Below are 19,836 nucleotides of genomic sequence, written 5' to 3'. Positions count from 1 at the left end.
CGCCGACGCCTGATCACCCCAATCGCCACACCAGCAGGCGGTTGTTGGACGGCATCGGCAGATCGTCCACTGCGATGAAACCCTGCGCCACCGCCAGCGCCTGCACCGCTTCAGCATCGCGGATGCCGCTGCGTGGGTCGCGGGCCTTCAGCCAGCCATCGAACTGGGCGTTGCTGTCACTGGTGTACTCGCCCCCGTAATTGAAGGGACCGTACACCGCCAGCAAAGCGCCGCCTTCCAGCAGCGCAGGCAGGCCGGCGAACAGCGCCTGTACGTGCTGCCAGCCCATGATGTGCAGGGTATTGGCACTGAACACCGCATCGAAGCGCGCGGTAGCGGCCGGCACGACCAGCCCCGGCGCCGGCGGCAGCTCGGCCTGCAGCGCGAACGGTGGCTGCAGGTTGGCCAGCCCGGCATCGTCGCGCCACGCGCGGATCCCGGCCAGGTGGTCCGGGTGGTCGCTGGGCTGCCACTGCAGCCACGGCCAGCGCTGGGCGAAGTACACCGCATGCTGGCCGGTGCCGCTGCCGATCTCCAGCACGCGGCGGCGATCGGCCATGAACGGGTCCAGCGCGGCGGCGATGGGATCGCGGTTGCGCTCGCAGGCAAGGGAATAAGGCTTTTCGGTCATGGTTCGTGACGAAAGTGGCAGAACGCCATTGTGCCTGTGACACGACCATGACTGCAGTCACTTGTGCCATTGCATGGCGCTGGCGAAAGTCGGGTGTCAACTGAGTGCACGTGGGGTGGTGGCAGTGCGACGTCGTGATTTCCTGGCCTTCACCGGCGCGGGCCTGGCCGGCCTGATGCTGCCGCATGGGCGATTGATCGCCGCCGAGCAGCTGCTCGAACCCGGTGACCCGGCGCTCGGCAAGCGCCTGGCCGATGCCGCGCTGCAGGCCGCCCGCGGCGCCGGTGCCAGCTACTGCGACGTGCGCATCGGCCGCTACCTGAGCCAGAGCATCATCACCCGCGAACGCAACGTGGAGAACGTCACCAACAGCGAATCGGCCGGCGTCGGCGTGCGGGTGATCGTCGACGGCGCGTGGGGTTTCGCCGCCACCCACCAGCGCACGCCCGAACAGGTCGTGCAGGCGGTGGCGCAGGCAGTGGCCATCGCCCGTGCCAACGCGAAGGTGCAGACCCGCCGCGTGCAGCTTGCCGCCACGCCCGGGGTCGGCGAGGTCAGCTGGCACACGCCGCTGAAGAAGAACGCGATGGCGGTGCCGGTGCAGGACAAAGTGGGCCTGCTGCTGGACATCAACGCCGCCGCGCTCGGTGCCGGCGCGGACTACTTCAATTCCACCCTGTTCCTGGTCAACGAACAGAAATACTTCGCCTCCAGCGACGGTTCGTGGATCGACCAGGACGTGCACCGCATCTGGCTGCCCTTCACTGCCACCGCGGTGGACAAGGCCAGCGGCAGGTTCCGCACCCGCAACGGCCTGTCCGCGCCGATGGGCATGGGCTACGAGTTCCTCGACGGTGAGCGCAGCGGGCGCTTCGAACTGCCGGGCGGGGTGGTCGGCTACGGCCACTCCTATGACCCGCGCGAAGACGCGCTGGCCGCCGCGCGCCAAGCCCGTGAAAAGCTCACGGCGCCTTCGGTCAAGCCCGGCAGATACGATGTGGTGCTGGACCCCTCCAACCTGTTCCTGACCATCCACGAGAACGTCGGCCACCCGCTGGAACTGGACCGCGTGCTGGGCTACGAGGCGAACTACGCCGGCACCAGCTTCGCCACGCTGGACAAGCGCGATGCCGGATTCCGCTGGGGCAGCGACATCGTCAACTTCGTTGCCGACAAGACCCAGCCGGGCAGCCTTGGCGCGGTGGGCTACGACGATGAAGGGGTCAAGACCCAGCGCTGGGACCTGGTCCGCGACGGCATCCTGGTCGACTACCAGGCCACCCGCGATGAAGCGCATATCCTCGGCCGCGACGCATCACATGGCTGCAGCTATGCCGATTCCTGGTCCAGCGTGCAGTTCCAGCGCATGGCCAATGTTTCGCTGGCGCCGGGCAAGGCGCCCCTGAGCGTGGCGGAGATGGTCAAGGACGTGGAGAACGGCCTGTACTTCCACGGCCGCGGCTCGTATTCCATCGACCAGCAGCGCTACAACGCGCAGTTCGGCGCCCAGCTCTGCTACCAGATCAAGGACGGACGCATCACCGGCCTGGTCGAGGACGCGGCGTACCAGATCCGCACGCCGGAGTTCTGGAACGCCTGTTCGGCGATCTGCGATGAACGCGATTTCCGCCTTGGCGGCTCGTTCTTCGACGGCAAGGGCCAGCCCTCGCAGGTTTCAGCGGTATCCCACGGTTCGTCCACCACCCGTTTCAACGGCATCAACATCATCAACACCGCGCGCAGTCTGGGCGCATGAGTCCTGTCCAACATCCACACGTGGAGAGCAGCCTTGCAACGACGTGACTTCCTCGCCCTCACCGGGCTTACCGCGGGCGGGCTGCTGGTGCCCTCCTTCTTCGGCAAGGCGATCGCCGCCGAACAGCTGCAGAGCGTGCTCGACCCGGCCCTGAAGAAGCGCCTGGCCGATGTCGCCCTGCAGGCTGCGCGCAGTGCCGGCGCCACCTACTGCGACGTGCGCATCGGCCGCTACCTGCGGCAGTTCGTGATCACCCGCGAAGACAAAGTGCAGAACGTGGTCAACACCGAGTCCACCGGTGTGGGCATCCGCGTACTGGTCAACGGGGCCTGGGGTTTCGCGGCCACCAACCAGCTGGCCAGCGCGGACATCGCCAAGGCCGCGCAGCAGGCGGCCGGCATCGCGCGGGCCAACGCCGGCATCCAGACCGCACCGGTGCAGTTGGCTGCTGCCCCCGGCGTGGGCGAGGTCAGCTGGCGCACGCCGGTACGCCGCAATTCGATGGAAGTGCCGATCAAGGACAAGGTCGACCTGCTGCTGGACGTCAACGCCGCGGCGATCAACGCCGGCGCCAGCTTCGTCAATTCGATGATGTTCCTGGTCAACGAACAGAAGTATTTCGCCTCCACCGACGGCTCCTACATCGACCAGGACGTGCACCGCATCTGGGTGCCGATGACGATCACCGCCATCGACAAGGAAAGCGGCAAGTTCCGCACCCGCGAAGGCCTGTCCGCGCCGATGGGCATGGGCTACGAATACCTGGACGGGTCGGCCGCCGGCAAGGTGGTGACCCCCAACGGGGTGGTCAACTACTCCACGTCCTACGACATGAAGGAAGACGCCATCGCCTCGGCCAAACAGGCACGCGAGAAGCTCAAGGCGCCTTCGGTGAAGCCGGGCAAGTACGACCTGGTGCTGGATCCTTCGCACACCTGGCTGACCATCCACGAGTCGGTCGGCCATCCGCTGGAACTGGACCGCGTGCTCGGCTACGAAGCCAACTACGCCGGCACCAGCTTCGCCACGCTGGACAAGCGCGAACAGCGCTTCCAGTACGGCAGCGAGCTGGTCAACATCTTCGCCGACAAGACCCAGGAAGGCAGCCTGGGCGCGGTGGCGTACGACGATGAAGGCGTGAAGTGCAAGCGCTGGGACCTGATCAGCGACGGCAAGCTGGTGGACTACCAGACCATCCGCGACCAGGCCCACATCCTCGGCAAGACCGAATCCGATGGCTGCTGCTACGCCGATTCGTGGTCCAGCGTGCAGTTCCAGCGCATGGCCAACGTATCCGTGGCGCCGGGCAAGCAGAAGCTCAGCGTGGATGAACTGATCAAGGACGTGGAGAACGGCATCTACATCATCGGTGACGGCTCGTTCTCGATCGACCAGCAACGCTACAACGCGCAGTTCGGCGGCCAGCTGTTCTACGAAATCAAGAACGGCAAGATCACCGGCATGCTGGAGGACGTGGCCTACCAGATCCGCACGCCGGAATTCTGGAATGCCTGCAGCGCCGTCGCCGACGAGCGCGACTACCGCCTGGGTGGCTCGTTCTTCGATGGCAAGGGCCAGCCGGGCCAGGTCTCGGCGGTCTCGCACGGTTCGTCCACCGCCCGTTTCAATGGCATCAACGTCATCAACACCGCACGCAGCCTCGGCTGACCGGTCTGGAGCCCGAAACCCATGAGCATCTTCACCGAACAGCAGGCCAAGGCCATCCTCGACAAGGTCATCGCCCTGTCCAAGGCCGACGAGTGCACCGCGACCCTGGCCGGGTCCATCAACGGCAACATCCGTTTCGCGCTGAACAACATCTCCACCAGCGGCATCGTCAGTGACGCCTCGCTGGCCGTGGAAGTGGCCTTCGGCAAGCGCGTCGGTACCGCATCGATCAACGAGTTCGACGATGCCGCGCTGGAGCGCGTGGTGCGCCGTGCCGAAGACCTGGCGCGGCTTGCGCCGGAGAACCCGGAGTTCATCCCGGCCATCGGCAAGCAGGCCTATCGCCCGACACCGACCTTCAGCGAATCCACCGGCGCCATCGATCCGGCATTCCGCGCCAAGGTCGCCGCTGATTCGATCCTGCCGTGCCGCCAGGCCGGCGTGATCGCGGCCGGCTTCCTGGAAGACGGCCACGGCTTCGTCGCCACCGCCAACAGCAACGGCAACTTCGGCTACCAGCGCACCAGCAGCTTCGATTACACCTGCACGGTGCGCACCGAAGACGGCCGTGGTTCGGGCTGGGTCGGTCGCAACCTGAAGGATGCGGCGGACTTCAAGGCCGACCAGGACGTTCGCATCGCCATGCGCAAGGCCACTGAATCGGCCGAAGCCAAGGCGCTGGAGCCGGGCAAGTACACGGTCATCCTGGAACCGGCCGCAGCCGCCGGACTGATCAGCTTCATGATGCGCTTCTTCGACGCGCGCTCTGCCGATGAAGGCCGCAGCTTCCTGTCGAAGAAGGGCGGTGGCAACAAGCTGGGCGAGCAGGTGTACGACCCGCGGGTCAACCTGCACGCCGATCCGTGGCATCCCGAAGCGCCGGTGCTGCCGTGGGATGACAACGGCATGCCGCGCGACAAGGTCGCCATCATCGAAAACGGCAGGATCGCCAACCTCGACTACTCGCGGTTCTGGGCACAGAAGCAGGGCAAGACCGCCAACGCGCGGCCGGGCAACCTGCTGATGAGCGGCGGCGACAAGAGCACCGCCGAGCTGGTGCGCGGGACCCAGAAGGGCATCCTGGTCACGCGTACCTGGTACATCCGCATGGTCGATCCGCAGACCGTGCTGCTGACCGGCCTGACCCGTGACGGCACGTTCTACATCGAGAACGGGCAGATCAAGCACCCGGTGAAGAACTTCCGCTTCAACGAATCGCCGGTGATCATGCTCAACAACATCGATGAACTGGGCAAGCCGGTGCGCGTGGCTGGCGACGAGTCCAGCTTCGTGATGATGATCCCGCCGATGCGCCTGCGCGATTTCACCTTCACCTCGTTGTCCGACGCGGTCTGATGCCGCACCGGACCGGCAGCGACGGCCGCGGGCCGTCTGCAGGGACGGCGTGAACCGCGCGCAGTTCCTGCGCGCGATGCTCGGTGGCGCCGCCCTGGCGGCGCTGCCGGGCTTCGCCCGCGCCCAGGCCAGCCGTTACGATTTCTGGTTCACCCGGCTGAAATACGACTCCGGCGACTGGGACGTGGATGCGCGCATGCCGTCCAACCTGATCACTTCGCTGATCGATTACACCAGCCTGCGCGTGGACCCGAAGGAACACGTGCTGGACCTGTCCGACCCGCGCATGCTGCAGGCACCGTTCTGCTACCTCGCCGGGCACAAGCTGGTGGAATTCAATGCCGCCGAGCGCGAAAACTTCGTGCGCTACGTGCGCAACGGCGGCTTCGTGTTCGTCGACGACTGCAACCACGACATCGACGGCCTGTTCGCCAAGTCGTTCGAAGCGCAGATGGCGCGGCTGTTCGGCGCCTCGGCATTGAAGAAGCTGCCCAACAACCACGCGTTGTACCGCAGTTTCTTCAGCTTCCCGGACGGCCCGCCGGCCACCGGTTTCGAGTTGAATGGCTGGGGCGACGACCTGGTGCACGATTACCTCAAGGGCATCGAGGTGGACGGTCGCCTCGGCGTGCTCTACAGCAACAAGGATTACGGTTGCGAATGGGATTACGACTGGCGCAACAAGCGTTTCCTGGCCGAAGACAACACCCGCTTCGGCGTCAACATCGTGATGTACGCATTGAACAACTGAGCATGACCGGGCGCTGCCCGGCGTTCCCCCCCACCTGACAGGCTTGACCATGACCGCCCCTGACCTTGATTCCCTGCTGCCGCGCCTGCAACAGCTGCGCGATGCGCTCGCCCAGGCCGTGGTCGGCCAGCACGAGGTGGTGGAGCAGCTGCTGATCGGCCTGCTGGCCGGTGGCCACTGCCTGCTGGAAGGCGCGCCCGGACTGGGCAAGACCCTGCTGGTGCGTTCGCTGGGACAGGCGCTGGAACTGCAGTTCCGCCGCGTCCAGTTCACCCCGGACCTGATGCCCAGCGACATCCTGGGCACCGAACTGCTGGAAGAAGACCATGGCACCGGTCACCGCCATTTCCGCTTCCAGAAAGGCCCCATCTTCACCAACCTGCTGCTGGCCGACGAACTGAACCGCACGCCGCCGAAGACCCAGGCAGCGTTGCTGGAGGCCATGCAGGAACGCACCGTCAGCTACGCCGGAACGACCTACACGCTGCCGCAGCCGTTCTTCGTACTGGCCACCCAGAATCCGATCGAACAGGCCGGTACCTACCCGCTGCCGGAGGCACAGCTCGATCGCTTCCTGCTGCACGTGCGGGTGGATTATCCCAGTGAACAGGAAGAGCAGGACATCCTGCGCCAGACCACCGGAAGCGCTGGCGGCAGCGTGCCGCACGTGATGGATGCCGAGGCGGTGATCGCGCTGCAGGACGCGGTGCGCCAGGTGCACGTCAGCGACGATGTGCTGGCCTGGATCACCCGGCTGGTGCGCGCCAGCCGCCCGGGTGCGGCCGCACCGGCGGCGGTCAACCAGTGGATCAAATGGGGTGCCGGCCCGCGTGCCGGCCAGTCGCTGGTGCTGGCCGCCAAGGCACGTGCGCTGCTGCAGGGGCGCTTTGCCGCGACCCGTGATGACGTACAGGCGCTGGCCGCGCCGGTGATGCGCCACCGCCTGCTGCTGTCCTTCGCCGCCGAGGCCGAAGGCAAGGGCGCCGACGACGTGGTCGCTGCGCTGCTGCAGGCCGTTCCGTTCCCCGGCTGACCGCGACGACGCACGCGTGGACCACAACGCCCCCATTGCCCTGCCCGCCGACGTCCGCGGCCGCCTGAAGGCCCTGCGCCTGCAGCCACGCCGCGCGCACGGCGCGCACGGGATCGGCCAGCACGCCAGCCGCAGCCGTGGCGCCGGGCTTGAGTTCGCGCAGTACCGCGCCTACGAGCCCGGTGACGAGCTGCGCCAGGTGGACTGGAAGCTTTACGCGCGCTCGGACCGCTTCTTCGTTCGGGAATCCGAGCGCGAGAGTCCGGTAACCCTCTGGATCCTGATCGACACCAGTGCCTCCGCGAGCCAGCGTGATCGCGCGCGGCCGGACGTTTCGCGGCTGGACCTCGCCTGTGCGGTGGCGGCGTGCCTGGTTGAACTCGCGCTGCAGCAGGGCGATCGGTTCGGCCTGCTGGCCGTCGGTGGCAGCGGCGTGCAGCGGGTGCCGGCCGGGATCGGTCCGCGCCACCGCGACCGCGTGCACCTGCAGCTGCGCCAGCTCAGCGCCACGGGCACGTGGCCGCCGGCCGATACCCTGCGCCCGGTCTGGGAGCGCGTGCACGCGGGCGACATGCTGGTCGCGCTTGGCGATGGCTTCGATGAAACCGGCATCCAGCTGCTGGAGCGCCTGGCCGCCGCCCGCCGCGATGTCTTCAACGTGCAGCTGCTGACCGCCGAAGAGCGCGATTTTCCGTTCACCGAAGGGCACCGGTTCCGCGATCCGGAAACCGGCGCGGAGCTGCTGGGGGATGGCCGCGCACTGCGCGCGGGGTATCTGCAACGGTTCGCGCAGGCCCGGCACGCCTTGCAGGCGCGCCTGCAGTCCGCCGGCATCGCGCACGCCACCGGCTGGCTGGACGAGCCGCCGGATGCGCCGCTGCAGCGGCTGTTCGGCACGCGGGGCGGCGCATGAGCCTGTCCTTGTTGTTCCCGCTGGGGCTGTTTGCGCTGGTTTCGCTGCTGGTGCCGTTGCTGATCCATCTGGCCCGGCGGCAGCACGAGGTGCCGCTCGACTTCGCCGCGCTGCGCTGGCTGCAGGCGCGCGTCCGCCCGCGCAGCCGTGTGCGCATCGACGAGTGGCTGCTGCTGGCACTGCGCCTGTTGCTGCTGGCCGCGCTGGCCCTGCTGCTGGCGCAGCCGGTACTGCAGGGCGGAACCGCCGATGTGCGGCCGGTAAACGTGGTTGCGCCGGGGCTGGACGGCGCAGCACTGCGCGGCGCGGACACCGATGGCGACTGGCGCTGGCTGGCTCCCGGCTTCCCGCCGTTGCAGCAGGCCCCGGCCGCGTCGACGGCGGCCTTCGCCAGCCTGCTGCGCGAACTCGACCAGACTCTGCCAGCCGCTGCACCGCTGGTGGTTCATCTGCCTGATCCGCTGCCCGGCCTGGATGGCGAGCGGATCCGGCTGTCGCGCACCGTGCAGTGGCGGCCGCAGCCCCTGCTGGTGGCCGCCATGCGCGCCGAACCAGAAGCGCCGCGCCTGCATCCCGGCGGCGAGGGGGATCCTGCCGCGCTGCGCGTGCTTGAAGCGCTGCAGCGCGCGTGGACCGATGCGCCGCTGGCCGTTGCCAGCGAAGCCGTGCCGGCCGACGATCGGATCGGTGTCTGGCTGTCCGCCATGCCGCTGCCGCCGGCCTGGCAGGCCTGGGTCGCCGGGGGTGGCACCGTGCTGCAGGTCGGCGCCGACGCTGCCGCAACAGGGCCGTGGCTTGCTGTACTGCGCGATGCAGACGGCGCGCTGCTGCTCGAACAACGCAGCGTGGGCCGCGGGCGCCTGCTCCGCTTTCCTGCCGCGCTCTCCATTGCCACGCTCCCCGCCATCGCCGACGAAGACATTCCCCGACGCCTGCGCGACGTGCTGGCCCCGCTTCCGGTTCCCGCCCTCGGCGTTGCGGCGGACCAGGTGCCGCTGACCGGCGCGGCCGCTCCGCTGCCGCAGCCGCGCGACCTTGCCCCGTGGCTGCTGCTGGCGATCGTGCTGCTGTTCGCGCTGGAGCGTTGGCTGGCGACATCGGCCCGGCGCAGGAGCACGCCATGAACACTGCGGTGAACCGCGCCTGGCAGGCAGCGCGCCGACGCCAGGCCACGCAGACGATGGCCCTGGCGGTGCCGCTGGTGGTCGCGCTGGCCGCGCTCGCATGGCGGCTTGCCACCTATGACATGGCAACGTGGGTGCTGGCCATCGGCCTGCTCGGTGCGGCCGCACTGGCGACCTGGCGCGCGCGTCGGCTGGATCGCCGCTGGCTGGTACGCCAGCTGGACCAGCGGCCCGCGGCGCGCGACAGTGCCGACCTGCTGTTTGCCGACGCCGCAGCGCTCAATCCCCTGCAGCAGCGCCAACGCGACCAGATCAATGCGGCCCTGCAGCGTGACCCACCGCTGCTGCAGGCAGCCTGGCCATGGCCGGCGCTGCTGGCCGCGTGGTGCGCCAGCGTGCTGCTGCTCGCCCTCGCCTTCGGCTGGCCCCGCGCCGGCCGCGTGCCGGCTGCCGCTGCACCCGGTGCCGCGGCAGCCGGCAGCGCTGCGGCCACGCCGCCGGCGCTGCAGTCCGCGCGCCTGCGCATCACCGCGCCGTCGTATACCGGCCAGCCGGTGCGCACGCAGAGCGCGCTCGACGGCAAGGTGCAACAGGACAGCCAACTGCAGTGGTCGCTGCGTTTTTCCGGCACACCCACCCGTGCCGCGCTGCAGTTCCACGATGGCCAGCGCATCGAACTGACGCCGCGGGATGGGCAGTGGACCGGCAACTGGAAGGCCACGCGCCCGGCCCTGTACCGCGTGGTGACCGAGCCGGCGCTGCGCGATACGCGCCTGTATCGCCTGGACGTGGTGCCCGACCAGCCGCCCAGCGTGCGGGTGATCGAACCGGACGCCACGCTGGTGCTCGGCACGCCCGGCCAGCGCCGCTGGCAGCTGCGCTTCGAAGCCAGCGATGACCACGGGGTGGCCGCCACGGCACAGCTGAAGGTGACCCTGGCCCAGGGCAGTGGTGAAAACATCACCTTCCGTGAGCAGGTCATCCCGCTCAGCGGCAGCGGGCCGGCGACGCAACGGCGCTTCGCCCACACGCTGGCGCTGGCCGCGCTGGGCGCCAGCGCGGGCAACGATGTGATCGCGCAGCTGCAGGTACGTGACAACCACGCGCCCACGCCACAGACGGCGCAGAGCAGCAGCGTGATCCTGCGCCTGCCCAGCGAAGCCGACGTGCAGGAAGCCGAACTGGAAGGCATGGTCAAGCGCACCCTGCCGGCGTATTTCCGCAGCCAGCGGCAGATCATCATCGATGCCGAAGCCCTGCTTGCCCAGCGCAGCAGGCTGTCGGCGGACGCGTTCACCGGTCGCTCCGATGCGATCGGCGTGGACCAGCGCATCCTGCGCCTGCGCTACGGCCAGTTCCTCGGCGAAGAGAGCGAAGGCGCAGCCAAAGCGCCACCCACCAGCGACCTGCCGACCAGCGACGTGCCCAGCAACGATGCCCCGGCGGCGGCCGATGATCACGGACACGACAGCCATGCCGGCGACCACGACGATGACCATGGCCACGATCACGCGGCCGGTGCGGAGCCGCAGGTGTTCGGCAGCGCCACCGATGTGCTTTCCGAGTACGGCCATACCCACGACCATGCCGAGGCCGCCACCCTGCTTGATCCGCAGACGCGCGCCACGTTGAAGGCCGCGCTGGACCAGATGTGGTCCTCCGAAGGCGAGCTGCGCCAGGGCCGGCCGAAGGAAGCCCTGCCGCACGCCTACAAGGCGCTGGCCTTCATCAAGGAAGTGCAGCAGGCCGAGCGGATCTACCTGGCCCGGGTGGGTCCGGAACTGCCGCCGATCGACGAGAGCCGGCGGCTGGGCGGCAAGCGTGAAGGCATCGACAGTCGACGCCTGCCGCTGACGGCGCCGACCGCACCGGACCCGTCCATCGTCGCGGTCTGGCAGCAGTTGGGCGGTACTGGCCAGGCACCGGACCTGGATGCGTTGAACCGCTGGCTGCGTGCCAATGAAAGCCGCCTCGCCGATCCACTCAGTCTTGCCGCATCGATTGAAGAACTACGCATCGCACCGGACTGCGTGCGCTGCCGCGACGCGCTGCGCGCGCAGTTGTGGCGTGCCCTGCTGCGCCCGATACCAGCACCGGCACGGCGCAGCGCACCCGACGCGATGGGACAGCGTTACCGCGATGCACTGGGAGCCGGACCATGACGGACAGTCGCTGGATCAGCATGGCGATCGTCGCCATCGTGCTGCTGGCCACGTTGCGGTTGCTGCTGCAGCAACGGCGCGGCGTACGCCTGCCGCCACTGCGGCTGGTTGCACTGCTGGTGCTGCAGGCGCTGGCGGGTGGACTGTTGCTGCTGGCGTTGGTTCCGCCGCAGCACAGTGCGCCCCGCCATGCGCTCACGTTGCTGACGGCCGGCGCGGCGCAGGCGCCTGCGCTGGCAGACGACGCAGCGACGGTGTTCGCCCTGCCGGAGTCCGACGCGCGCCCCGGCATCGCGCGCGTAGCGGACCTGGCCACCGCCCTGCGCCAGCACCCGGGAACCGAACGGCTCACCCTGGTCGGTGACGGGTTGGCAGCGCGCGATCGCGATACGCCGTTGCCCGCCCAGGTGCAGTTGCGGCTGTCGCCCGCGCCACGCGGCTGGGTAGGCCTGCAAGCGCCGGCGATCACCCCACCGGGCGCGGTTTTCAGCGTGCGCGCACGTGCCCAGGGCGTGCCGGACGGCCGTGCCGAGCTGCTCGATCCCGCGGGCCAGGTCGTCGCCCGCGCCGCGCTGGACGCGCGCGGCGGCGCCCGCCTGGACGGTGTTGCGCGGGTCGTCGGTCGCACCCTGTTCCAGCTGCGGCTGCTGGACGCCAGCGATCACCGGGTGGACAGCATCCCGGTCCCGCTGCAGGTCGAAGCGCCGGCACCGGTGCGGATGCTGATGCTGGCTGGTGCCCCCGGGCCGGAAGCCAAGTACCTGCGGCGCTGGGCCGCCGACGCCGGGGTGGAGCTGCAGTTCCAGTCCAGCGTGGGGGCCGGCGTGATGCTGGGCGATGCGCCGGTGGCGCTTGCTCCGGCGCGGCTGGCCGCCACCGACGTGCTGCTGCTGGACGAACGCAGCCTGGCCGCGCTGGGTGCGGCGCAGCGCAGCGCGGTGCAGCAGGCGCTGCGCGATGGATTGGGCGTGTTGGTACGCAGCGCGGGGCCATTGCCGGACACCGCGCGCCAGACCCTGCGTGGCTGGGGCCTGGCAGTCACCGGCAATGGCCAGGCCGCCGCATTGAAACTTGCGGGGGAAGCGCAGGCGGAGCTGTTGCCGGCGCGGCGCGGTCCGCGTGCTCCGGCGGCGGCGGCAACGCAGTGGATGGCCGAGGCCGATGCACGTTCCCACCTTGCCGAAGTGCCGGTGCTGGAACAGCTGGCCCTGCGCGTTGCTGGCGCCCAGCCGCTGCTGCAGGATGCAGACGGCGCGGCCATCGGCGGCTGGCGCGCAAGCGGTCGCGGACGGATCGGCCTGCTGCCGGTGACCGACAGTTACCGCGCGGTGCTGGCCGGGCGCGACGACCGCCACGCCGAGCTGTGGAGCAGCGTGGTCGGCCTCGTGGCGCGCCCGGTCGCGGCAGCGCCCGCAGTGCAGGTGACCACCGATACGCCGTGGGCCGGTGAACGCGTGGTGCTGTGCGGTGTAGCGGCGGGCACGCGGGTACATGGCAGTGCCGAAGCCGCACCGGAAACCCTGGTCGTCGACCCCGCCAGCGGCGCGCAGCGCTGCGCGGCGTGGTGGCCACGCCAGGCGGGCTGGCATGAACTGGTGCAGGGCGAGGTGCGCCAGGCGATATATGTGTTCGACCGCGCCGACGCCGCCGCGCTGCATCGCCAGCAGCTGCGCGACAGCACGGCGCTGCGCGTGGCCGGCGGACACGGCCAGATGTCGGCCGCCACGCAGCAGGTGCCCGGCGCGCGCTGGCCATGGCTGCTGGCCTTCGTGCTGGTCGCCGGCGTGCTGTGGTGGCTGGAGCGGCGCACCCCAGCAACGGACCGGTAGCCGCGAACGCAGCGGCAAAGGCAGCAGCGTGACGACCAACGGTCGTCACCCACCGAGGGCAGAGGCTGACGGCCAGCGGCCGTCACTACCGTAGAGCAGGTAGCGCCGAGCCGTGCTCGGCGAGCGCAGCGGCAAAGGCAGCAGCGTGACGACCAACGGTCGTCACCCACCGAGGGCAGAAGCTGACGGCCAACGGCCGTCACTACCCAGGCAACGGCATGACGGCCAGCGGCCGTCACTACCGGAGCGCGGTGGTGCTCGGTCGGCGGTGAATGATTCACCTGTCAGGACATGCGCGTCTCAGGCATTGAGACCAAGCTGTGTTCCCATAGGGTTCTTTGCGGCATGTTTTCCTGATGGCTTACGAACTCGCCAAGCGCACCGCCGATGCCGAACACCAGCTCGCCACCCGCGATGGCCTGCCGGCACGTGACGGTGCCCTGCTCGGCGCCCGCCTGCAGCGCCGTTACCACGACCGCATCACCGGCAGCTTCGCCATCCCCGGCCGCGAAGGCCGCTACGCGCCGATTCCGGACAGCGTGCCGCCGGCGCTTGCCGCCGCCCTGGAAGCGCGCGGCATCGACCAGCTCTACAGCCACCAGGCACACGCGTGGGACGCGGCACAGCGCGGCGAACACGTGGCCATCGTTACCCCCACTGCCAGCGGCAAATCGCTGTGCTACACCCTGCCGGTGGTGAGCGCGGCCATGCAACACAAGGCCAAGGCGCTGTACCTGTTCCCGACCAAGGCGCTGGCCCAGGACCAGGTAGCCGAACTGCTGGAGCTCAACCGCGCCGGCGACCTCGGGGTCAAGGCCTTCACCTTCGATGGCGATACCCCCGGCGATGCGCGCCAGGCGATCCGCCTGCATGGCGACATCGTGGTGTCCAACCCGGACATGCTGCACCAGGCCATCCTGCCGCACCACACCAAGTGGGCGCAGTTCTTCGAGAACCTGCGCTACGTGGTGATCGACGAGGTGCACACCTACCGCGGCGTGTTCGGCAGCCACGTGACCAATGTGCTGCGCCGGCTCAAGCGCATCTGCGCCTTCTACGGCGTGCAACCGCAGTTCATCCTGTGCTCGGCGACGATCGGCAATCCGCAGCAGCATGCGGAGGCCCTGATCGAAGCGCCGGTCACCGCGATCACCGAATCCGGTGCGCCCAGCGGGCCCAAGCAGGTGCTGCTGTGGAACCCGCCGGTGGTCAATCCGGACCTGGGCCTGCGTGCCTCGGCGCGCTCGCAGAGCAACCGCATCGCGCGCATCGCGATCAAGTCCGGCCTGAAGACGCTGGTGTTCGCGCAGAGCCGGCTGATGGTGGAAGTGCTGACCAAATACCTCAAGGACATCTTCGACCACGACCCGCGCAAGCCCGCCCGCATCCGTGCCTACCGCGGCGGCTACCTGCCGACCGAGCGGCGCGAGACCGAACGCGCCATGCGCGCCGGGCAGATCGACGGCATCGTCAGCACCTCCGCGCTGGAACTGGGCGTGGACATCGGCAGCCTGGACGTGGTCATCCTCAACGGCTATCCGGGCAGCGTCGCCGCCACCTGGCAACGCTTCGGCCGCGCCGGTCGCCGCCAGCAGCCCGCGCTGGGGGTGATGGTCGCCAGTTCGCAGCCACTGGACCAGTACGTGGTGCGCCACCCGGACTTCTTCGGCGATGCCTCGCCGGAGCATGCGCGCATCGCCCCGGACCAGCCGCTGATCCTGTTCGACCACATCCGCTGCGCCGCCTTCGAACTGCCGTTCCTGGTCGGCGATGGCTTCGGCCCGATCGACCCGGAAGTGTTCCTGGAAGCATTGGCGGAAACCGAGGTGGTGCACCGCGAGGGCGAGCGCTGGGAATGGATCGCCGACAGCTACCCGGCCAACGCGGTGAGCCTGCGTTCGGTGGCCGATGGCAACTTCGTGGTGGTCGACCGCAGCGGCGGCAAGCAGCAGATCATCGCCGAGGTGGATTACTCGGCCGCGGCGCTGACCCTGTACGAGGGCGCCATCCACATGGTGCAGTCCACCCCTTACCAGGTGGAGACGCTGGACTGGGAAGGCCGCAAGGCCTACGTCACGCGCACGCACGTGGACTACTACACCGACAGCATCGACTTCACCAAGCTCAAGGTGCTGGACCGCTTCGACGGCAACGTCGCCGGCCGCGGCGATGCGCACCATGGCGAAGTGCACGTGGTACGGCGCGTGGCCGGCTACAAGAAGATCCGTTACTACACCCATGAAAACATCGGCTACGGCCCGGTCAACCTGCCCGACCAGGAACTGCATACCACCTCGGTGTGGTGGCAGCTGCCGCAGGCGCTGCTGCTGCGCGCGTTCGCCAGCAAGCAGGACGCGCTGGACGGTTTCCTGGGCGCGGCCTACGCGCTGCACATCGTCGCCACCGTGGCGGTGATGGCCGACGCACGCGACCTGCAGAAGGCGGTCGGCAACGGCGACGGCGCATGGTTCGCCATCGCCGACCAGAGCGGCCGCGGCCAGCTGCGCGGTGAAGAAGGCGACCCCGGCGCGGTGGAGCTGCTGCAGCAGTTCGTGCCCACCGTCTACCTGTACGACAACTTCCCCGGCGGGGTCGGCTTGAGCGAGCCGCTGTGGCTGCGCCAGCAGGAGCTGGTGCAGCGCGCGCGCGAACTGGTGCAGCGCTGCGACTGCAAGGCCGGCTGCCCGGCCTGCGTCGGCCCGGTGCTGGCCGCGCAGGAAGCCGACGACACCACCCCGCGTGCGCTGGCCCTGCGCGTGCTCGACCTGTTCGATGCGCAGGCCTGCGAGCAGGTACCGGACGTATCGGGGGTGATCGCCGATCCGATGGAGTTGTTGGCACCGTGAGCCTGAGCCTGGACAAGCTGCGGCTGCTGCGACGGCAGGCCGGGGATGCGAAGGCGGTTGCCCCGGTGGCGCCCGTCGAAGCGTTGCCGCAGCCGGCGCCCGCACTGCCCGCCGCGGCCAACGATGCCAGACAGCCAGACGCCGCGCGTTCGGTGTTTGCCTGGGTGGAAAAGGAAATCCGCCACAAACCCACCGGGGTGGCCGCAGCGCCACGCCAGGTGGCCGATGCCAAAGGATTGCGACGACTGCTGGGCGTGCGCGAACGCGGCAGCGAAGCCACCCCGGCACCGCGGGCGCGCGCGCAGGACCGCAGCCTGCCCGGCACCGAGATCGCACCGGGCCTGCACCTGATCGAATCGTTCCTGCCGGGGGATGTCCCGTCGGCGCCGCTGTCACTGGCGTTCGCCAAGCGCGATCAGCAGCACGTGGCGCCGCAGGACCTGCTGTTCTTCGACACCGAAACCACCGGCCTGGCCGGCGGCACCGGCACCCGCGCCTTCATGATCGGCGCGGCCGACTGGCATCTGCACCCGGAGCGGGGGCCGGGCCTGCGCATCCGCCAGCTGATGATCTCCACGATGGCCGCCGAGACCGCCATGCTGCGCACCTTCACCGGCTGGCTGGCACCGACCACGGTGTTTTCCAGCTACAACGGCCGCAGCTACGACGCGCCACTGCTGAAGACCCGCTTCCGGCTCGCACGGCAGGGCGATCCGATCACCGCGCTGGACCACATCGACCTGTTGTACCCGACCCGTCGGCGTTATCGCGGGGTCTGGGAAAACTGCCGGCTGGCGACCATCGAACGGCAGCTGCTGAAAGTGGTGCGCGAGGATGACCTGCCCGGTTCGGAAGCCCCTTCCGCCTGGCTGCGCTTCCTGCGCGGCGGCGATGCGGTGAACCTGCGGCGGGTGGTCGAACACAACCACCAGGACGTGGTGACGCTTGCACAGTTGTTCCTGGCGCTGGTGGAACAGCAGGCGCAGGCCGATGTGCCACCGCCGGTGAACTGCCTGCCGTTGCAGGCCGGGTGAGCGACCGTTTACCCGACGTTGACGGCGCATGGCGCCTGATGGCGGCTCATGCCATTTGTCCATCGACCCGGGAGGTTTGCCATGCGTTCGAATCGTTGGTTGTTGCTCAGCTGTCTGCTGCCGTTGGCCGCATGCAGCAGTACGCCGTCCAGTGCAGATACGGCGCCGACCAACCCGAAGCCGGAAGTAGCGGGCGTCGGCAGCCATTGCCATGCCGACACGCTGACCGCGCTGAGCGGCCAGATGGCCAGCCAGGAGGTCATCGACCGTGCGGTGCGCGATGCCGGGGCGCGGACCATCCGGGTGGTCAAGCCGGGCATGGCGGTCACCATGGATTACCGCGAAGACCGCGTTACCGTCCGCGTGGACGAGCAGAACAAGATCATTTCAGCCAGCTGCGGCTGAGCTGCCGCGAGGGAGCGGGCAGTGACCCGCTCCCTCGTTGATGCTCAGAGCCGCACGGCGCGCCCGTCCGCGAGCGCCTTGGCGATGACCTTCTCGGCCTCGCGCGAGGCACGTGCCTGCACCTCCGCCTGAAGCCGGCCCAGTTCGGCCTGTTCTTCGCCCAGCACCGCCTGCTGCCTGCCCAGTTCGCCCTGCCGGCCAGCCAGGCGGGACAGCGCATCGTGGGTCGCCTCCTGGGTCGCACCGCGCCCCGCACGTGCGGCCTGCGCGGCGGCATCGCGGTTGATGTCCGATGATCCGCCCAGCGCACTGCGCGCGGTATCCCGTGCGTGCTGCGCGAGCGCCCGCGCCTGCTCACCGGTACGCCGGCCCAACTCACCCTGCTGGCGGCCCAGCGCACCCTGCTTCAATCCCAGGGCGGCCTGTTGCTGGCCCAGTCGTGCGGCGTCGGCATAGGCGGCCTGCATCTGCTGCAGCAGTGCGGTGTCGCGCACCACGTAACGCTGGTCGCCTTGGCGGAACCAGAAGCCCGCTGCACCCGCACCCAGGTCACTTCGTGCCTGGGTCACGTCATCCAGCGCACCGTCGGCATAGCTCTCGTTACCGGTGACCAGCACGTGGGCACGCGCAGGCCGCTCCCCCAGGTCCAGCCGCCCGTGGGTGACCAGCGTGGCGACGCGGTGGCCGCCGTCACGGCTGACGGTATGGGTGGTGGTGCTGGCGTGTCCGCTGCGTGCGCTCGCCGGTGCCGGTGGCGGCGCAGGCGGTGCCGGTGGCACAGGAACGGTGGCAGCGGCAGGCGCCGGCGGTGCGTCCGATGCCGCCAACGCAGGCGGCGCGGCCGGTGCAGCGGGGGCTGCAGGCGGCGACGGTGGCGCGGGCGGTGGCGGCGCGGCCGCGACCAGCCGCATCGGCAGGATCGCCACGGCCAGCACGGCCACCGTCAGCAGCGCCGTCAACGCCTTCGGGCATGCCTGGTGCTGCTGCAGCGAAATCAAGCGGCGCTTGAGGCTTTGCCGGCTCGGTGCGGCGCTGGCTACCCCCAGGTGCGGGCGCGGCATCACGCCCAGCTGCAACAGCAGGCGGCCGTAATCCTGACGACGCTCCCCACGACCGTCCACCACCGCCGCATCAACTGCTTCTTCGCGGGCCTGCGCGTATTCGCTGACCGCCAACCGCAGCAGCGGGTGGAAGAAGAACAGGTGCTGCGCCAGCGCCGGCAGCAGGCCCCACTGCAGGTCGTTCCGCTGCAGGTGCTGCAGTTCATGGGTCAGCGCCAGGTCCAGCGCGTCGCCCTGCAGTGCATGCACACCCACCGGCAGCAGCAGCACCGGCCGCAACGGTCCGACCACCTGCGGCGCATCGATGTCGGCGCTCATCCACAGGCGCGGCGCACGACGCAGGCCGTGCGCTTCTGCCGCCAGCTGCAGCGCGTGCACCAGCGCCTGGTCATCGCACGGGGTGGCATGGCCCAGCAGCGCGCGGCTCCGCCGCCATTCGCCATGAGTCCGCCACGCCATGGCCAGCACGCCAGCCAGCCAAAACGCGGCCAGCGCCAGTGCCCACCACGGCGTGGTCGACAACGCGGACGACGCGATGCCTTGCTCGGCAATCGCCAGCCCCTGTGCCGACAGCACAGCCGCCTGCACGTACACCGTTTCGCCCATGGACGGCGTCACCGCCGGTGCCGGCAGCACCGCCAACTGCAGCGGCTGCGCCCAGAACAGGCCCAGCACTGCCTGCAGCGATACCAGCCACCACATCCGGCAGCGCGCGGCGGCGCCCAGTGACGGCACGGCGCGGCAGACACCCCACACCAGCGCGACCAGCAGCGCGGTCTGCAGGCTGGTCCAGGCCAGTCGTTCCAGCATCACGATCAGGTTCGCGTCCATGGCTCAGCCCTCCTGCCGGCGTGACTGCAGCTGTTCGACCAGTGCTTCCAGCTCGGCAAGTTCGTCGTCGCTGACCGTATCGCGTTGGGACAGATAGGCCACGAACGGCGACACCGAGCCCTGCAGGGTGCGGTCGACGAACTGCGCGATGGCGCCCTGCACCACGCTGTCCTGCCCGGCCGTGGACTGGTAGCGGTACATGCCGTCGGCCTGCTCGCGACGCAGGTAGTTCTTGCCGCGCAGGCGTTCCATCATGGTCAGCACGGTGGACCGGGCCAGGCCGCGCGGCTCGCCGAATCCGACCGCCACTTCGCCCACGCTGGGCGTTCCTGCCTCGTCGATGTACTGCAGCAGGGCCAGTTCCTGGTCCCCGATCGTCTTGCGGTGCATGGCACGGTTCCTTGGGTGACTACACGTGTCGCCACAGTGCCCGTGG

15 protein-coding genes are annotated in these 19,836 nt (G+C 69.3%); 12 read left to right on the top strand and 3 right to left on the bottom strand.

Annotated elements, in window-relative coordinates:
• Nucleotides 1–13 precede the first annotated feature (13 nt).
• Nucleotides 14–631: a DUF938 domain-containing protein gene (locus tag ABB28_RS12700; RefSeq protein ID WP_057508962.1), complete on the bottom strand. Its 618-nt coding sequence runs from the start codon at nucleotides 629–631 to the stop codon at nucleotides 14–16.
• A gap of 124 nt (nucleotides 632–755) precedes the next feature.
• On the opposite strand from ABB28_RS12700, the gene ABB28_RS12695 reads away from it, so the two are divergent.
• From ABB28_RS12695 to ABB28_RS12640, 12 genes are all read left to right on the top strand, one after another.
• Nucleotides 756–2,387: a TldD/PmbA family protein gene (locus tag ABB28_RS12695; RefSeq protein ID WP_057508976.1), complete on the top strand. Its 1,632-nt coding sequence runs from the start codon at nucleotides 756–758 to the stop codon at nucleotides 2,385–2,387.
• A 33-nt stretch (nucleotides 2,388–2,420) separates the two neighbouring features.
• Nucleotides 2,421–4,055 carry a TldD/PmbA family protein gene (locus tag ABB28_RS12690; RefSeq protein WP_057508961.1) on the top strand — a complete coding sequence of 545 codons (1,635 nt, stop codon included), beginning with the start codon at nucleotides 2,421–2,423 and terminating at the stop codon, nucleotides 4,053–4,055.
• Nucleotides 4,056–4,076: 21 nt separating this feature from the next.
• A complete protein-coding gene (locus ABB28_RS12685) occupies nucleotides 4,077–5,411 on the top strand; it encodes a TldD/PmbA family protein (RefSeq protein WP_057508960.1) in 1,335 nt (444 codons plus the stop codon).
• Between the two features lie 76 nt (nucleotides 5,412–5,487).
• Nucleotides 5,488–6,162, top strand: coding sequence for a DUF4159 domain-containing protein (locus ABB28_RS12680; RefSeq protein WP_170184010.1), 675 nt, complete (start codon nucleotides 5,488–5,490; stop codon nucleotides 6,160–6,162).
• Between the two features lie 49 nt (nucleotides 6,163–6,211).
• Nucleotides 6,212–7,195 carry an AAA family ATPase gene (locus ABB28_RS12675; protein WP_057508958.1) on the top strand — a complete coding sequence of 328 codons (984 nt, stop codon included), beginning with the start codon at nucleotides 6,212–6,214 and terminating at the stop codon, nucleotides 7,193–7,195.
• Nucleotides 7,196–7,211: 16 nt separating this feature from the next.
• A complete protein-coding gene (locus ABB28_RS12670) occupies nucleotides 7,212–8,108 on the top strand; it encodes a DUF58 domain-containing protein (RefSeq protein ID WP_057508957.1) in 897 nt (298 codons plus the stop codon).
• Between the two features lie 2 nt (nucleotides 8,109–8,110).
• Nucleotides 8,111–9,232, top strand: a complete 1,122-nt coding sequence (locus ABB28_RS12665; protein ID WP_057508975.1) for a BatA domain-containing protein — start codon at nucleotides 8,111–8,113, stop codon at nucleotides 9,230–9,232.
• Nucleotides 9,229–11,394, top strand: a complete 2,166-nt coding sequence (locus ABB28_RS12660; protein WP_057508974.1) for a hypothetical protein — start codon at nucleotides 9,229–9,231, stop codon at nucleotides 11,392–11,394. Before ABB28_RS12665 ends, ABB28_RS12660 begins: the two co-directional genes overlap by 4 nt.
• Nucleotides 11,391–13,223 (top strand): hypothetical protein, encoded by a 1,833-nt coding sequence (locus ABB28_RS12655; RefSeq protein WP_057508956.1) that lies wholly within the window; start codon nucleotides 11,391–11,393, stop codon nucleotides 13,221–13,223. The genes ABB28_RS12660 and ABB28_RS12655 overlap by 4 nt, the downstream gene beginning before the upstream one ends.
• Nucleotides 13,224–13,579: 356 nt before the next feature.
• A complete protein-coding gene (locus ABB28_RS12650; RefSeq protein ID WP_057508955.1) occupies nucleotides 13,580–16,069 on the top strand; it encodes a DEAD/DEAH box helicase in 2,490 nt (829 codons plus the stop codon).
• On the top strand, nucleotides 16,066–17,103 hold the full coding sequence (locus tag ABB28_RS12645) for a ribonuclease H-like domain-containing protein (protein WP_057508954.1): 1,038 nt from the start codon (nucleotides 16,066–16,068) through the stop codon (nucleotides 17,101–17,103). Before ABB28_RS12650 ends, ABB28_RS12645 begins: the two co-directional genes overlap by 4 nt.
• A gap of 81 nt (nucleotides 17,104–17,184) precedes the next feature.
• Nucleotides 17,185–17,508 carry an I78 family peptidase inhibitor gene (locus tag ABB28_RS12640; protein ID WP_057508953.1) on the top strand — a complete coding sequence of 108 codons (324 nt, stop codon included), beginning with the start codon at nucleotides 17,185–17,187 and terminating at the stop codon, nucleotides 17,506–17,508.
• A 44-nt stretch (nucleotides 17,509–17,552) separates the two neighbouring features.
• Here the strand turns inward: ABB28_RS12640 and ABB28_RS12635 are convergent, their stop codons facing one another.
• Both ABB28_RS12635 and ABB28_RS12630 read right to left on the bottom strand, forming a co-directional pair.
• Nucleotides 17,553–19,400: a M56 family metallopeptidase gene (locus tag ABB28_RS12635; protein ID WP_057508952.1), complete on the bottom strand. Its 1,848-nt coding sequence runs from the start codon at nucleotides 19,398–19,400 to the stop codon at nucleotides 17,553–17,555.
• Between the two features lie 3 nt (nucleotides 19,401–19,403).
• Entirely contained in the window at nucleotides 19,404–19,790 is a 387-nt protein-coding gene (locus ABB28_RS12630; protein ID WP_057508951.1) for a BlaI/MecI/CopY family transcriptional regulator, read from the bottom strand.
• Between the last annotated feature and the right edge of the window lie 46 nt (nucleotides 19,791–19,836).

The organism is Stenotrophomonas chelatiphaga (genome assembly GCF_001431535.1).
In the GTDB taxonomy this organism is placed as follows: Bacteria; Pseudomonadota; Gammaproteobacteria; order Xanthomonadales; family Xanthomonadaceae; genus Stenotrophomonas; species Stenotrophomonas chelatiphaga.
This window is presented reverse-complemented; position numbering and strand designations above follow the sequence as displayed.

Coding starts and splice junctions, on each gene's coding strand:
- ABB28_RS12640 (WP_057508953.1), top strand. CDS start 17,185: ATGCGTTCGAATCGTTGGTTGTTGCTCAGCTGTCTGCTGCCGTTGGCC.
- ABB28_RS12680 (WP_170184010.1), top strand. CDS start 5,488: ATGCTCGGTGGCGCCGCCCTGGCGGCGCTGCCGGGCTTCGCCCGCGCC.
- ABB28_RS12650 (WP_057508955.1), top strand. CDS start 13,580: ATGGCTTACGAACTCGCCAAGCGCACCGCCGATGCCGAACACCAGCTC.
- ABB28_RS12635 (WP_057508952.1), bottom strand. CDS start 19,400: ATGGACGCGAACCTGATCGTGATGCTGGAACGACTGGCCTGGACCAGC.
- ABB28_RS12675 (WP_057508958.1), top strand. CDS start 6,212: ATGACCGCCCCTGACCTTGATTCCCTGCTGCCGCGCCTGCAACAGCTG.
- ABB28_RS12660 (WP_057508974.1), top strand. CDS start 9,229: ATGAACACTGCGGTGAACCGCGCCTGGCAGGCAGCGCGCCGACGCCAG.
- ABB28_RS12630 (WP_057508951.1), bottom strand. CDS start 19,790: ATGCACCGCAAGACGATCGGGGACCAGGAACTGGCCCTGCTGCAGTAC.
- ABB28_RS12700 (WP_057508962.1), bottom strand. CDS start 631: ATGACCGAAAAGCCTTATTCCCTTGCCTGCGAGCGCAACCGCGATCCC.
- ABB28_RS12685 (WP_057508960.1), top strand. CDS start 4,077: ATGAGCATCTTCACCGAACAGCAGGCCAAGGCCATCCTCGACAAGGTC.
- ABB28_RS12655 (WP_057508956.1), top strand. CDS start 11,391: ATGACGGACAGTCGCTGGATCAGCATGGCGATCGTCGCCATCGTGCTG.